Source organism: Actinoallomurus sp. CA-150999 (assembly GCF_050942425.1).
In the GTDB taxonomy this organism is placed as follows: domain Bacteria; phylum Actinomycetota; class Actinomycetes; order Streptosporangiales; family Streptosporangiaceae; genus Actinoallomurus.
In genome coordinates, this window is record NZ_CP192063.1 from 11,536,814 (window position 1) to 11,550,373 (window position 13,560).

The following is a 13,560-nucleotide window of genomic DNA, read 5'->3' on the forward strand; positions in this document are numbered from 1 at the left end:
ACCTGGAAGCGACGATCGTCGGTCATCAGACCTGCCTCCCCATCGGCGCTACCCGGGTCAGCCGGTGAGCCGGCGGAAGAGGTTCTTGGCGGCCTGCTCGTCGAAGCTTCCGTTGATCTCGACGCTGCCGCCGGTGATGGCCTGCATGACCATCGGCGCGGAGACCACCTTGTCCCCGACCATCATGGCGATCTTGTTGCCGGGCTGCGGCGACCCTGCCGCCGTGGCGCTCAGCGTCGCGAACGCCTGGGCGTCCGCGCGCTCCAGGTCCAGGCGGAGCCCCCATGACGTGCTGCCGTGTGCGGGGTCCGGGGCCTGCACCATGATGACCTTCACCCGGCTCACCGACATGCTGCGCTCCTCGGCGAGCCGGTAACACGTCCGCCCGTCGGCGTCCGGAACACCGCCGCCCGAGCACGGGCTCGGAGACTCCGCGGTGACCTGCTGGAACCGGATCGGCGTCTTCAGCGCGCCCGAGGCCCGGGTCGACTCCTTGTTCCCGGTGAGGAGCACGATCGCCGTCGCCGCCCCGGCCAGCAGCACGACCGCCGCGAGGGCGACGACCGCGATGAGCGGACCCCGGCCGCGCCGGGGCGGGCCCGGCGCGAAGCCCTGACCCGGGCCGGGTCCGTACGGCGGCGGAGCGTAGGACTGCGGGCCCAGAGGTCCCGGCGGTCCGTACGGCCCGGCGCCCGGGTTCTCGACAGGGCCGTACGGCGGTGGTCCGGGCTGTTCGGCCAATGTCTCCTCCGGACGCGATGTGATCTCGCCCTTGTCCTACACCACGGAGCGCCACGGGTCGAGGCCGGTGTCCTGCCCGGAACCCCGGCGGGTGGGCCCGCGTCTGATGTGATCATGGTGGACGGCACGCCGGACGACGAGCAGGAACTCATCAACGGGCGGTACCGCCTGGTCGAGGCCATCGGCCAGGGCGGCATGGGCACCGTGTGGCGCGGCCACGACGAGATGCTCGACCGCGAGGTCGCCATTAAACGGGTGCTGTTCCCGCCCGACGTGGACGACGACGAACGTGCCGAACTGACCGCTCTGGCATTGCGCGAGGCCCGCGCCACCGCGCGGCTGAACCACCCGGGCGTCGTGACCATCCACGACGTCATCGATGACGGCTCTCCCGTCATCGTCATGGAGTTGATCGAGGGCCGTTCGCTCGCGGACATCGTGCGGGAGGAGGTGCGCCTGCCCTACCGGCGGGTCGCCGAGATCGGCGCGGCGGTCCTGGACGCACTCCGGGAGGCCCACACCGCCGGGATCGTGCACCGCGACCTCAAACCCGCCAACATCCTCATCACCGACCGCCGAATCGTCCTCACCGACTTCGGCGTCGCCCAACGCGTCGGCGAACGCGCCGACGACTTCGAGGACGTCCTGGGCACTCCGGCGTTCATGGCCCCCGAACAGGTCGAGGGTGCCGCCGCCAGCCCCGCCGCCGACCTGTGGTCACTCGGCGCCGTACTCTTCAACGCCGTCGAGGGCAAGCCGCCCTTCGAAGGCCCCGACCACGCCACCGTCCTGCTCACCCTCCTCACCCAAGAAGCACCCGCCCTGGTCAACGGCGGACCCCTCAAACCACTGATCGCCGCACTACTGATCAAGGACCCGCAACGCCGCCCCACCGCCGAGGAAACGGCCGAACGGCTGGAAGCAGTCCTGAACCAGGACGACGGCAGCGCGTCACCGGTGCAGGGAAGGCCGGTCATCGCCGCACCGGACACGGGCAAGGGTGCCGGCCGGCCGGATCCCGGAAGATCCGCTCCACCGCCACCGTCCGTGGCCAAGCCGACGTCGCCGGGACCCGGCGCGCCCGCGTCCGGGCCGAAGCCCGCCACCGGTCCCGTTTCCCTTCCGCCGCGCCCCCATCGCGTACGCTCCGCGCCTCCCGCCCCGCATCATCTGCCCGCCCGGAGTCCTTCGCCGGACGCCCAGCGGTTCAAACGGGCCGTGGCCGGGCCGGTCGTCGCCGCGCTCTTCCTCCTGGGCTTGTACCTCTTCACCCACATCTCTTCGGGCGGGTCGGCTTCGAGCGGCGTCAATCCGATCCCGTCCGATTCATTCGGCGGTCTCCCGAGCGTGCCGGTCTACACGCCGCCCACGTCGCCGGAACCCACGCCGACCACGTCGGAGAAACCCAGCGGCTTCCAGAAGGCGACGATCAGTCAGGACGGGGACACCGTCGCGTTCGGCGGCGAGTCCGCGGAGATCCGGGTGTACGACACCGCGTCCCGCAAACTGCGGTGGCGCTTCCGCGCGTCTCCGAACTCGTACGGGGACACCTATGCACTGGCGTTGAGCCCGGACGGCCAGACCCTCGCCGTCGCCACCGAAGAGGGGGCCGGCCTCTGGGACCTCCGAGGACACAAGAAGCGCAAGATCGACGATTTTGGCGATGCGGTCGGCACGTTGCAGTTCAGCGCCGATGGCCGCACCCTCAGCGCTCTCGGCATGAGCGGAAAGTTCGGTAGCTGGAACGCCGGTACCGGAACTTATACCGCCGGCGGCGCCATCACCTTGCCCAACAACGAAGACGTCTGCGACACCGCGCTGAGCGCGAACGGACGCTACGCGGCCTGCGGATACTCAGCCTTCGGGAATAACGACGACGATGGCATCATCGTCTGGGACATCGAGAACAACCATCAGGTGGCCGCATGGCCGGGTTCCAGCTGGGAGTACGGCTTGGCCCTCAGCCCGGATGGCAAGAAGGTCATCTTCTCCGAAGAAGACACACACCTGCAGATCTGGGACGTCGCTTCACATCGCCAGACCGGCAGCCTAGCCGTCAACGGCTCCTCGGTGATCAACGCGCGGGCCTTCAGCCAGGACGGGAGCAGGCTCGCCGTCCCCGACCCGGACACCGATGGTGTCATCGAGATTTGGAACGTCACCAAGGAGCAGAAGGTGATGAGGCTCAAGGGCGCCGTCGGCGGCCCGAGCGCCATGGAGTTCAGCGCGGACGGAGACAGGCTCGTCGCGGCGGACGGCCACAATGGCGTGGTGTGGAACGCGCGTTCGGGCACGAAACTCGCGTCCTGGACCGGATGACCTGCCACGAGGCTCAGTCCGAGTGTCCGGCTCTCTCCTTTTCCTCGGCCGGCCGTGTCTCCGCACCATGGCCGTCGCCGGAGGTGATGGCCAGGTGCTTCTCCTGCCCGTCGTCCGTGCGGATCCGCGCGGTGTGCGGCAGGTCGACGACGTCGCGGTAGACGTGGTTGAGCTTGACCTTGACGCGGGCCGTCGGGCGGCGGGCCTGCTTGGACAGCACGCCGTGCTCGTCGGGCTGCAGTTCGAGCAGCGGCCGGGCGGGCGGCACGCGGCGGGCCATGACCACCGCGGCCTCCTCTTCGTCGACCGGGCGCTCGACCTCGACGTACTCGCCGTTGGGCAGTCGTTTGATGACGCCGGTCTCGACGCCGTGTTCGAGCATGTGGCGGTCGCGGTGCTGCAGGCCGAGGGCGATCCGCCGGGAGATGACGAACGCGAGAATCGGCCCGACGATCACGGCGATCCGGAAGATCCACGTGGTGGTGAACAGCGGGATCTCGAACGTCTTGGCGATGATGTCGTTGCCGCCGGCCAGCCACAGGACGGCGTAGAAGACGACGCCGGCCATGCCGATGCCGACGCGCGCCGGGACGTCGCGCGGCCGGTCGAGGAGATGGTGGATCTCGTAGTCGTGGGTGACCCAGCGTTCGAGGAACGGGTAGATGGCCAGGCCGGTGAACAGCACCCCCGGCACGACGAGCGCCGGGACGATGACGTTCATCGGCAGCGTGTGCCCGAACGCGTTGATCTCCCAGGCCGGCATGATCCGCAGTGAGCCCTCGAGGAATCCCATGTACCAGTCGGGCTGCGAACCGGCGCTGATGCTGCCCGGCTCGTACGGGCCGAACAGCCAGATCGGGTTGATCTGGAAGAACGTCGCCAGCAACGTGACGAACCCGAACACCCACATGAAGAACGCCGACGTCTTGACGATGAAGACGGGCCAGAACGGCTTGCCCTGAACGGTCCGGTTCGTGCGGCCCTTGGCGGGGAACTGCGTGTGGGTCTGCCGCCAGGTGAGGACGACCGCGTGCAGCGGGAGCAGCGCCAGCAGGATGCCCGGGATGAGCAGGACGTGGATCGTGAACAGCCTGGGGATGATCTCGTTGCCCGGGAACTCCCCGCCGAACAGGAAGAACGACAGGTACGAGCCGACGAGCGGCAGGGACAGCAGGACGCCTTCGAGGATGCGGATGCCGGTGCCGGACAGCAGGTCGTCCGGGAGGGAGTAGCCGAACAGGCCGTTCAGGAGGACGAGGATGAACAGCGTCACGCCGATCAGCCAGTTGACCTCGCGCGGCTTACGGAAAGCGCCGGTGAAGAAGTTACGCAGCATGTGCGCGACGATCGACGCCAGGAACACGATCGTCGCCCAGTGGTGGATCTGCCGCATGAGCAGTCCGCCGCGCACGTCGAAGCTGATGCGGAGCGTCGATTCGTACGCCTCGCTCATCGTGACGCCGCGCAGCGGCATGTAGTGGCCGTTGTAGATGACGTCGTGCGAACTCGGCTTGAAGAAGAAGGTCAGGAAGACGCCGGTCGCGATGATGATGAAGAAGCAGTACATCGCGATCTCGCCGAGCAGGAAGGTCCAATGATCGGGAAAGACCTTCCGCATCGCCTTGGACAGGAAACGCGCGCCGCCGAAGCGTTCGTCTACCGCTCGGCCCGCGTTGGCCAGTGGTCTGGGCGCAGTCGCCATCGCCGCACTCCGCTCTGGCGGCCCCCCGACCGCCTCGGCTATCGGTCCTCTACCACTTGTAGTACTTCCCCGTTCATCACGCAACGGAGTTGGCTTGGCCACTTTTGGAACAATTGGTGCATTTCGTCACTTGCGACGGTAACTTTCGATCGCAGCCATGGGCTGGGGGGAGGGTTCCGTGTGACGAACGAGGGGCGGCCGTGGGCATCCATCCCACCCCGACTCGCCGCCGAGGTCAGACGAGGGCTGGCCGACGAGATGACCGAGGAGATCCATCGCCGGATCCCCGAGTACGCCCGCCGCTGGGATGACGCCTTCGCCGCGGTCATCCGCTCGGCCGTCGACCGGGTCATCGATGAGGTGTTAAGACGTGTCACCGACGATGAGGCGTCCGCCGAGCAGGTCGCCGAGTTCTTCCGGGGAATCGGCCACAGCGTGGCCCGCGAAGGGCGCGCCCTCGACACGCTCCAGATGGCCATCCGCGTCGCCGGGCTGACCGTCTGGCGCCGGATCTCCGCCGACCTCGATTCCCTCCGGCTCTCCCCGCAATCGCTGTGCGCGCTCGGCGAGACGGTCATGCTCATCCAGGACGAGGTCGCCGCCGCGGCCGCCGAGGGCTACGCCCAGGCGGAGGCCGCCGTGGCGGGCGAGCTCACCCGCCGCCGCAGCCGCCTCGTCAACCTGCTCCTCGCCCGGCCGCCCGCCTCCGCCGAGGACATCATCGAACTCGCCCGCGTCGCCCGCTGGCCCGTCCCCCGTACGGTCGCCGCCGTCGCCCTCTACGAACGCCGGCAGGGCGTCGGCCGGCCGGCGCTGCCGCCCGACATCCTGGCCGACCTCGGCCGCTCGAAGCCCTGCCTGATCGTCCCCGACCCCGACGGGCCGGGCCGCGCCCGCCAACTCGACGCCGCCCTGACCGACTGGGTCGCCGTCGTCGGCCCGACCGTACGGCTGTCGGAGGTGTCCCGGTCGATGCGCTGGGCCCGGCAGGGCCTCGACCTCGTACGCCGCGGCGTCGTCGCCGACGACAACGTCGTACGGTGCGCCGAGCACATGTCCACGCTGATCCTCTTCCAGGACGAGGGACTGCTCGCGGCCCTGTCCGCGCGGCAGCTCGCCCCCCTGGCCCACCTGCGGCAAAGCCAGCAGGACCGGCTGGCGGAGACGCTGCTGGCGTGGCTGCAGGCGGGACGCAACGCCAACGAGGTCGCGGTCCGGCTCCATGTCCATCCGCAGACGGTGCGCTACCGGCTACGCCAGCTCGACGACCTGTTCGGCGAGCGGCTGCAAGACCCCGACCTGCGCTTCGAGCTAGAGATCGTGCTACGCGCCCGGGCCCTGCTGTCCGGCACCGGACGGGCGAGCGAGACACCGGAAGGCCAGGTGATCAGCCTCCGCCGCTGACCGCGTCACCATGTCCGCTGCCAGCCAAGACAGCGCAGGCGGTGCAGCGCATCATCGAGCAACGCCCGCCCCGGCGTCTCCTCGCGCCACCACACCGAAAGGCTCACCTGAAGCCGAAGGTCGAGCCCGCACACACCGCCGTTGAGAACTCGGAAGCTGATCGGAGAGACGAGGAACGGGTATCTCGGACCTTCGATCCAGACGGCGTCGTCCTCCTCGATGAGCGGCACCCGTACACCCCGTCGCTTGTTGTCGAAGTCATCGACGACGAAGTGGTCCTCGATGCCACTCCGCATCGAGTCGGGGAACCGGACACGCGCTGAGCGGACATACATCTCCGTCCAGGTCAGCAGGCATCCGGGCGGAGCGGTACAAGGCCGACCAAGGACCTGGTCCACGACGTGGAGCATCGCCGACTCATCGATGACGTCGCTGACCAACGACTCCTCGTCCACGTACATGGCCGCCGGCCGAACATGCGGGGGTTGGTTTGTCCGTCGCAGGTACCAGTGCCAACGGGGCGGATGATCGTCGGGACGATACATGCCGTACTCGTCCATGAAGTGCGCTGTCAGCCCGAAATCCAGAGGCTGGAGAAGATCACGGCACAGCTCCGTCATCGCGAGCACGGCCCGTCGCGCCGCCGCCCAGCCCGGCCGCCCGTCGTCGTCTTCGTCCACGAACTCGAGAGAGACCGTATTCGGGTCCGCGTAGATGCAGTGCTCGCTCGGAACGGCTGTCACAGCGCCATCCTCACCTGAGACACGAACCGGTCGACCGACGGGGCTGTCAGTGAGTGGGTGGGGTGGTGATCTGGGGTGCGGTCCAGTTGCTCAGGAGTTGGAGTGCCTGGGCGGTGTCGGAGCCGGGTTCGGCGTTGTAGACGCACAGTGTCTGCTGGGTGTCGCCGGGGACTTGGAACGACTCGTACGAGAAGTGGAGATCGCCGACGACCGGGTGGAAGTAGTGCTTGGCGCCGTGGGTACGGCGCAGGACCTTGTGGTCGTTCCACCATGTCGAGAACTCGGGGCAGTGCCGGGTGAGTTCTCCGATCAGGTCGGCGAGCCGGCGGTCGCCCGGGTAACGAGCGGCCTCCAGCCGCAGGATGGCCACCGTCTCTGCGGCGATCTTGTCCCAGTCGCCGACGCGTTCGCGGGCTTGGGGATCCAGGAGGTAGTAGAGGGCGAGGTTACGCCGGGTGGCCGGCAGGGCTTCGAAGTCGGTGAGGACGGTCCTGGCGAGGTGGTTGGAGGCCAGCACGTCGGTGCGTCTTCCGAGGATGAACGCCGGCACGTGACTCAGCGTTTCCAGCATCAGGTACAGGCCGGGCCGAACCCGCTGGGGTTGGTTGGGGGTGCGGCGTCCTACGTGAGGGCCAGGCAGCAGTAGGTCAGTGAGGTGCTCGCGTTCGGACGGGTCGAGCTGGAGGGTCCGGGCCAGGGCCTCGACGACCTCGGTGGAGGGGTTGCCGGCGCGTCCTTGTTCCAGACGGGTGTAGTACTCGGTGCTGACCCCCGCCAGGCGTGCGACTTCCTCCCTGCGCAGGCCCGGGACGCGGCGGACGCGCCCGTCGGAGGCAAGCCCGGCCTGGTCCGGGCTGATCGTGGCGCGCCGGCTGCGGAGGAAGTCAGCGATCTCCTTGCTGCGATCCATAATCCCAGTGTGGCGCTGCCGACGCCGGTCCGACCGCTCCAGGGTGACCCTGGCAGTACCTGTCTGACCTGCTGTTACTGTCCGCGAGCCGGGTCGGTCAGGCGGCGACGGCTTGGGCCAACTCGATGACGTTGCCGCTGTTGTCTTTGATCATCGCCAGCCGCTGGCCGATCGGGTCGACCACGAACGGCTCGGCGAAGACGGTGACCCCACGGCTTCGCAGCTCCTCGACACTCTTGTCCAGGTCGGCCACGCGCAGGCACAGGTGGATGTATCCGCTGCGTGCGAGGTGGTCGCCGAGGTCGTTCTGCTCCGCGACAGCCTTGGGCTGCCCGTCTCCGATCAGCTCGATCTCGAACTCGCCCAGCCGGACGTAGGCGAACCGCACACCGGGCACCGCATCGCCCAGCGTCCACTCCTTGACCAGTTCGAAGCCGAGCTTGCCGGTGTAGAACGCGAGCGACTCGTCGTAGTCGTCGACCCGCAGCGCGACGTGGTCGGCGTAGCGGAAGGCCAGTGCGCTGCCGCCGACGACGGCCACCTGCGCCTGCGGCTGGTCCTGCACGCGGTTGCCGCGGATGAGCCAGGTCGGCGCACCACCCTCGACGAGTGGCGTGATGATCTCGAAGAACTTCTTGAAGTACGGGCCCTCGGCATGGGAGTTGAACGCCTCGAGGCTCTCGTAGCCCTCATTCAGGTAGAACCGGTTCGGGTTGTTCTCGTCGGCGATCAGCTCGAACCGCAGAGTCCCCGACTCGTTGGCGCCCGAGTCACGCCCATCCTGCTGCGCGGCCGCGATGAACTCATCGACATGACCAGGCTTGACATCGAAGTAAACAGCAACGTGATACATCGCGAACACTCCTAATGATCCCTAACGGAAGACGGATTCAGATACCACGATCGGGACTCATACGGCTCTCCGCCTTGCGCCCGTTCGCTGGTATCGATTCAAACAAGGGCCGAGGGCCCACGGACCGCCTCTCCATGCCTCCTTGTAACTAGTACCCGGAGGGCCACCTTGGCCTGCCGCATGCGTTTGACCAGGGCAAACAGGATCTTTGACGTTGAACGGCGCGATTGAGACAAGATCGCCGCAGGGATGGTGACATCCTGCGGCTGGAGGCTGCGGACGCAGCCCCCGGACAGGGCTCCATGGCGCCGCGTCAGCCAACGTTGGTCGCCTGGGTGGGGCGGACTGCGACCGGAGCCGGATCCGGCATAACGCCTGAATGCCGCCGACGGGCGAGGGCACTTGTTCTGCGGTTTACGCTCAGGCGGCAAAATTCCCGGGTGGCGGGACAGCGCAGGACGAGGTCAGCTCCCCCGGATAGAAAAGAGTCCCGTAATCCGCTCTGGTGAGGCCTTCGAGGCCTTGGCACCCTGCCGGACTTCCAGGAACGCGTCACGAACCATCCTGCGAGAACGCGCCCGGAAGCAACCTGACCCGTGCCCTGCTAAAGATCAATTACACCCGCGGCTTATTCGCCCTCAACGGGGATGACGTACAGCAGTTCATAGCGATCGACTGGTACGACGATGTCGGCCGTCTCCACTGGCCGCTCCTCCGTCCAGTACGTCCGCTGGATCACCATCACGATCGTTCCCGCGCTGGTCTTCAAGGCGGAGGGTGCTGGTTCGCCGTCCGTAGTGCCCCAGGTCCGGCACTGGATACAGGAAGTCCTCCGGGACTTTCCCCAGGACATTCGCGACCGCGTGGAGATCATCGGCAGCGAGTACACGACGAACTGCGTCCGGCATTCCACGGCGGCCGACGGTGGGGACATCCACCTGCGCGTGACGGTAAGTCGGGAGAAGGTCCGCCTTGAGGTGCGCGACCGAGGGCCCCGCCAGACGGCGCCCGATGTCTGGAAGCCCGAAGAGGCCGCCGATTTCGGTCGGGGTCTGTACATCGTCGACCAGCTCGCCGACGACATGGGAGACGAAGTGTCAAGTGAAGGCCGCGTGGCCTGGGCGGAGGTTAAGAGGTGAGCGTCTCGCAGCCCGCCCCTAGTTTCGCGGCTGTGCTGGGCCTGCAGGGGCACAAGACGCGGTCGCCGTCCACACGGGCGCACTCGGCACGGCTGACAGCCGTAGCCCAGGACTGGCATCGCCTCGATGCGACCTGACCCGGGACCTAGGTATCGCTCGGGGCCGAGGGTGCGCTCTCTGGGATGTTCATTCAGGTTGAAGGATTTTTCGTTTGGTTAAACGCCCCTGACACGAGATGGCCGGGGTTCGGTGACGACATGCCGCCGCGCTGAACCACGACCGCAGGATCCGCGTCCGCCCCCGCCGACCACGAGCGCTCAGGCGGAGTCCACCGGCTGACCCTCATGAGTGGCGGGGCAGGGTGCGGAGGGCCAGGACGGTGCACAGGACGGCCAGGGGGATCTCCAGGCAGACCGCCATCGCCACCGCGGTGATCTGGTCCGCGCCGGGTGCGGCGGTGGAGACGTCGAACCACGCGTCCGCGGTCAGCAGGGTCGCGGTGACGATCGCGGTCAGGCTCCCGCGGGGGTCACGTCGGGTGAGGAGTACGCCGGTTGTGATCAGGGCGAGCGCTTCCAGGGTGTCCAGGCCCACCCAGGCGATCGGCCAGTGTGCGGCGGTCGCGGTGGCGGGGAGGCTGGAGGCCAGTACGAACAGCCAGGGCACCAGCGCCAGGCCGGCACCGATGAACAGGAAGCCCAGGCGGGCCGGCCACCGCGGGCGGGTTCGGGTCGGGGACGCCGAGGCTCGCTTCGGTGTGGGGAGGGGACGCTTCGCCGGGGCGACGGGCGGGCTGATCGTGCTGGTGACCATGGTCAATAGCTTGGCGATCAGCCGCGTCACCGTCAGTCACGCCGCTTTCCGACTTGGAGGTGGTACTGGCTTCACCTTTGATCGGGAGTTTGCTTCATGGCGTGCCGGAAACCGGCCCGATTAGGGTCTTCTCATGACACAAGCGGTCCCACAGCGCCGCGCCTCCCCTCGATGGACCGACTACCTTCCGTTGTCGCGTGGCGCGTGGCGGAACACGGCCTTCGTGACGGCCGGCGTTCCCGTCCACCTCGTCGTGCTGTCGGCGTTCGCGGTGCCGTGGACAACGGTCCCGGCGGCGGACGGGCCGGGGTGGTGGCTCGCCCTCGTGATCTCCGTCCTCCTGCCGCTCCCTCTGCTAAGGCCGCTGACCGCCGTGCAGAGGAGCCGGTTCTGGAGTGTGCTCGGCATCGATGTCCCCCCGCCGACCCGCGTTGGGCGCGACATCCGGGCCTTCCTCCGTTCCCCGGCGACGTGGCGGCAACTGGCGTACCACACGCTGGCGGGGCCCGTCTTCGGGCTGGGCGGCCTGCTCGTCATCGTGATGTGGGCGGCCGGATTCGCGATGGCGCTGTTCTACGCGTACGCGTGGACTCTTCCGTCGTACAGCGCGCTCGCGCTCCCCGCCCACAACAGGGCGGCCACCCTCATGACCACGGGCGGCATCCTCCTCCTGCTCGTCACGCCCGCCGTGGCCGTGCTGGTCGCGCGGCTGGACGCCCGCGCCGCGCGGGCCCTGCTCGGCCCGAGCCGCGCCGAGGTACTCGAGCGACAGGTCGAGGACCTCGCCGAGAAGCGGGCCGGCGTCGTCGACGCCGCGGACGCCGAACGCCGCCGCATCGAGCGCGACCTGCACGACGGCGTACAGCAGCGGCTCGTCTCGCTCGCGATGAACCTCGGACTGGCCAAGGAGACGCTCACTGGTGTGCCCGACAACGCGATGCAGGTGATCGCCGAGGCGCACACGGAGGCCAAGGAGGCCCTCACCGACCTGCGGAACGTCGTCCGGGGCCTGCACCCGGCCGTCCTCGACGACCGGGGGCTCGACGCCGCGCTGTCGGGCATCGCCGCCCGTACGCCGCTCCCCGTGAAGCTGCGGGTCGACGTGCCCGAACGCCCCGCGCCTACCGTGGAGGCGGTCGCGTACTTCGTGGCCTCCGAGGCTCTCACCAACGTCACCAAGCACGCCCGCGCCTCCCATGTCGAGATGGTGCTGACCCGCCACAGGAACGTCCTGCGGATGACCGTCACCGACGACGGGATCGGCGGCGCCGACCCCTCGGGCGGCACGGGCATCAACGGGCTGCGGCAGCGCGTCGCGTCGGTCGACGGTACGTTCCGGATCATCAGTCCGGTCGGTGGGCCGACCGTCATCACCGTGGAGTTGCCGTGCGTATTGTGATCGCTGAGGATTCCGTCCTGCTCCGGGCCGGGTTGATCAAGCTGCTCGAGACGTCGGGGTTCGAGGTGGCCGACGCCTCGGGGGACGCCGACGGTCTGCTCGCCGCGGTCGAGAAGCACCGGCCCGACGCGGTGATCACGGACGTGCGGATGCCTCCCGGCTACTCCGACGAAGGCGTACGGGCGGCGCTGGTCATCCGCCGGCAGTGGCCGGACGTCGCCGTGCTGCTGCTGTCGCAGTACGTCGAGGAGCGGTACGCCGCGGACCTCCTCGCCGCCAACACCAGCGGCGTCGGCTACCTGCTGAAGGACCGGGTCGCCGACGTCTCCTCCTTCCTGGCCGCGCTGCGCCGCGTCGCCGCCGGCGGCACCGCCCTCGACCCGGAGGTCGTCGCCCAGCTGCTCGTCCGGCGGCAGAACGACCCGCTCGAGAGCCTGACCCCTCGCGAGCGGGAAGTGCTGGCGCTGATGGCCGAAGGGCGCTCGAACAGCGGCATCGCCGAGGGTCTGGTGGTCAGCGAGAGCGCCGTCGCCAAGCACATCAACAACATCTTCGCCAAGCTCGGCCTGGTGGGCGGCGCGAACGCCGACCACCGCCGGGTCCTCGCCGTACTCCGGTTCCTGGAGGGTGGATCATGAGCGCGTCACCCGGTCTCGCGGAGACCCCGACCCGGGAACCCGCCGCCGAGGCGCCCCCGCAGCGCCCGCGCCGCAAGGGCCTCTGGCTGACCGTCGCGGCGCTGACCGCGTTCGTGGTGGTCGTGCCGAACGGCGTGCAGATCTGGGGGCGGCTGATCCGCCAGACGTACCGCAGCCAGATCATGTCCGGTTCCCATCCGATCACGGCACTGGTGGTGGACGTGGGCGCCGGCGACGTCGAGGCCACCGCCGGGCCCGCCGGGCAGGTGACCGTGAACCAGACTCTGAAGTGGGCGCTGAACAAACCGCACATCGAACAGCGGTGGGACGGCACCACTCTCCACCTCAAGTCCGTGTGCGGGCCGGGGAGCGAGCTCTTCAGCAGCCTGGAGTGCAGCGTCGAGCTCGACGTTCAGGTCCCCGCCGGGGTCACGCTGCAGGCGACGTCCTCGTCCGGAACGGTCGGCGCCCATGGGCTCACGGGCGCCGTACGGCTGCAGACCAGCTCCGGTGTCGTGTCGATGGACCGGCTGGCGGGACCCGTGTGGGCGCGGACCAGTTCGGGCGTGATCCACGCCACCGGCCTCAGGTCGTCCCAGGTGGACGCCCAGCTCTCGTCCGGAGCCATGGATCTGGAGTTCCAGGAGGCCCCTCGGGACGTCAAGGCGCAGGCGAGCTCCGGTTCCATCACGATCACGGTGCCGAGGGGGCAGCGCTACCGGGTGACCGGTGGGTCGTCGTTCGGCCGGCCGGACGTCTCCCCCGGTCTGGAGGACAACGCTTCCGACCGCCACATCGACGTGCGCAGCTCCTCCGGAAGCGCCAACGTGCAGTATCCGAAACCCTGACGGGGGGCGGGGAGGTCCGCTCCGCTCGCCCGCCCCGCCCCGCCCCGAGGC

General features: G+C 68.7%; 12 protein-coding genes. 6 read left to right on the forward strand and 6 right to left on the reverse strand.

Translation table 11 applies throughout. The features are described 5' to 3' along the window. Nucleotides 1–57: 57 nt before the first annotated feature. Entirely contained in the window at nucleotides 58–741 is a 684-nt protein-coding gene (locus ACQP2O_RS53460; protein ID WP_433178219.1) for a SecDF P1 head subdomain-containing protein, read from the reverse strand. Nucleotides 742–855: 114 nt separating this feature from the next. On the opposite strand from ACQP2O_RS53460, the gene ACQP2O_RS53465 reads away from it, so the two are divergent. Further along, a complete protein-coding gene (locus ACQP2O_RS53465) occupies nucleotides 856–3,060 on the forward strand; it encodes a protein kinase domain-containing protein (RefSeq protein WP_433178222.1) in 2,205 nt (734 codons plus the stop codon). A gap of 13 nt (nucleotides 3,061–3,073) precedes the next feature. Here the strand turns inward: ACQP2O_RS53465 and qcrB are convergent, their stop codons facing one another. Beyond that, complete coding sequence (gene qcrB / locus ACQP2O_RS53470) at nucleotides 3,074–4,762, reverse strand: cytochrome bc1 complex cytochrome b subunit (RefSeq protein ID WP_433178224.1); 1,689 nt, start codon at nucleotides 4,760–4,762, stop codon at nucleotides 3,074–3,076. 360 nt (nucleotides 4,763–5,122) lie between these two features. On the opposite strand from qcrB, the gene ACQP2O_RS53475 reads away from it, so the two are divergent. After that, nucleotides 5,123–6,166 (forward strand): PucR family transcriptional regulator, encoded by a 1,044-nt coding sequence (locus ACQP2O_RS53475; protein ID WP_433178226.1) that lies wholly within the window; start codon nucleotides 5,123–5,125, stop codon nucleotides 6,164–6,166. Between the two features lie 5 nt (nucleotides 6,167–6,171). Here the strand turns inward: ACQP2O_RS53475 and ACQP2O_RS53480 are convergent, their stop codons facing one another. From ACQP2O_RS53480 to ACQP2O_RS53490, 3 genes are all read right to left on the reverse strand, one after another. Next, nucleotides 6,172–6,909 (reverse strand): hypothetical protein, encoded by a 738-nt coding sequence (locus tag ACQP2O_RS53480; protein WP_433178228.1) that lies wholly within the window; start codon nucleotides 6,907–6,909, stop codon nucleotides 6,172–6,174. A gap of 46 nt (nucleotides 6,910–6,955) precedes the next feature. Further along, on the reverse strand, nucleotides 6,956–7,819 hold the full coding sequence (locus ACQP2O_RS53485) for a helix-turn-helix transcriptional regulator (protein WP_433178230.1): 864 nt from the start codon (nucleotides 7,817–7,819) through the stop codon (nucleotides 6,956–6,958). A 97-nt stretch (nucleotides 7,820–7,916) separates the two neighbouring features. Continuing rightward, the gene (locus ACQP2O_RS53490; protein WP_433178232.1) at nucleotides 7,917–8,672 is read right to left on the reverse strand and encodes a VOC family protein; all 756 of its coding nucleotides are present in this window, start codon (nucleotides 8,670–8,672) and stop codon (nucleotides 7,917–7,919) included. Nucleotides 8,673–9,358: 686 nt separating this feature from the next. Here ACQP2O_RS53490 and ACQP2O_RS53495 point away from each other — a divergent pair. Further along, nucleotides 9,359–9,811: an ATP-binding protein gene (locus tag ACQP2O_RS53495; RefSeq protein ID WP_433178234.1), complete on the forward strand. Its 453-nt coding sequence runs from the start codon at nucleotides 9,359–9,361 to the stop codon at nucleotides 9,809–9,811. Nucleotides 9,812–10,153: 342 nt separating this feature from the next. Here the strand turns inward: ACQP2O_RS53495 and ACQP2O_RS53500 are convergent, their stop codons facing one another. After that, nucleotides 10,154–10,624: a hypothetical protein gene (locus ACQP2O_RS53500; protein ID WP_433178236.1), complete on the reverse strand. Its 471-nt coding sequence runs from the start codon at nucleotides 10,622–10,624 to the stop codon at nucleotides 10,154–10,156. Between the two features lie 133 nt (nucleotides 10,625–10,757). Here ACQP2O_RS53500 and ACQP2O_RS53505 point away from each other — a divergent pair, with 133 nt between their 5' ends. The 3 genes from ACQP2O_RS53505 to ACQP2O_RS53515 are packed head-to-tail and all read left to right on the forward strand — an operon-like array spanning nucleotide 10,758 to nucleotide 13,509. Beyond that, entirely contained in the window at nucleotides 10,758–12,023 is a 1,266-nt protein-coding gene (locus ACQP2O_RS53505) for a histidine kinase (protein WP_433178238.1), read from the forward strand. Continuing rightward, complete coding sequence (locus tag ACQP2O_RS53510) at nucleotides 12,011–12,661, forward strand: response regulator (RefSeq protein WP_433178239.1); 651 nt, start codon at nucleotides 12,011–12,013, stop codon at nucleotides 12,659–12,661. Before ACQP2O_RS53505 ends, ACQP2O_RS53510 begins: the two co-directional genes overlap by 13 nt. Then, complete coding sequence (locus ACQP2O_RS53515; RefSeq protein ID WP_433178241.1) at nucleotides 12,658–13,509, forward strand: DUF4097 family beta strand repeat-containing protein; 852 nt, start codon at nucleotides 12,658–12,660, stop codon at nucleotides 13,507–13,509. Before ACQP2O_RS53510 ends, ACQP2O_RS53515 begins: the two co-directional genes overlap by 4 nt. Nucleotides 13,510–13,560 lie beyond the last annotated feature (51 nt).

What these genes read in the sequence shown, in the direction of transcription:
- ACQP2O_RS53485 (WP_433178230.1), bottom strand. Translation starts at nt 7,819, where the DNA reads ATGGATCGCAGCAAGGAGATCGCTGACTTCCTCCGCAGCCGGCGCGCC.
- ACQP2O_RS53465 (WP_433178222.1), top strand. Translation starts at nt 856, where the DNA reads ATGGTGGACGGCACGCCGGACGACGAGCAGGAACTCATCAACGGGCGG.
- ACQP2O_RS53515 (WP_433178241.1), top strand. Translation starts at nt 12,658, where the DNA reads ATGAGCGCGTCACCCGGTCTCGCGGAGACCCCGACCCGGGAACCCGCC.
- ACQP2O_RS53495 (WP_433178234.1), top strand. Translation starts at nt 9,359, where the DNA reads ATGTCGGCCGTCTCCACTGGCCGCTCCTCCGTCCAGTACGTCCGCTGG.
- qcrB (WP_433178224.1), bottom strand. Translation starts at nt 4,762, where the DNA reads ATGGCGACTGCGCCCAGACCACTGGCCAACGCGGGCCGAGCGGTAGAC.
- ACQP2O_RS53490 (WP_433178232.1), bottom strand. Translation starts at nt 8,672, where the DNA reads ATGTATCACGTTGCTGTTTACTTCGATGTCAAGCCTGGTCATGTCGAT.
- ACQP2O_RS53500 (WP_433178236.1), bottom strand. Translation starts at nt 10,624, where the DNA reads ATGGTCACCAGCACGATCAGCCCGCCCGTCGCCCCGGCGAAGCGTCCC.
- ACQP2O_RS53505 (WP_433178238.1), top strand. Translation starts at nt 10,758, where the DNA reads ATGACACAAGCGGTCCCACAGCGCCGCGCCTCCCCTCGATGGACCGAC.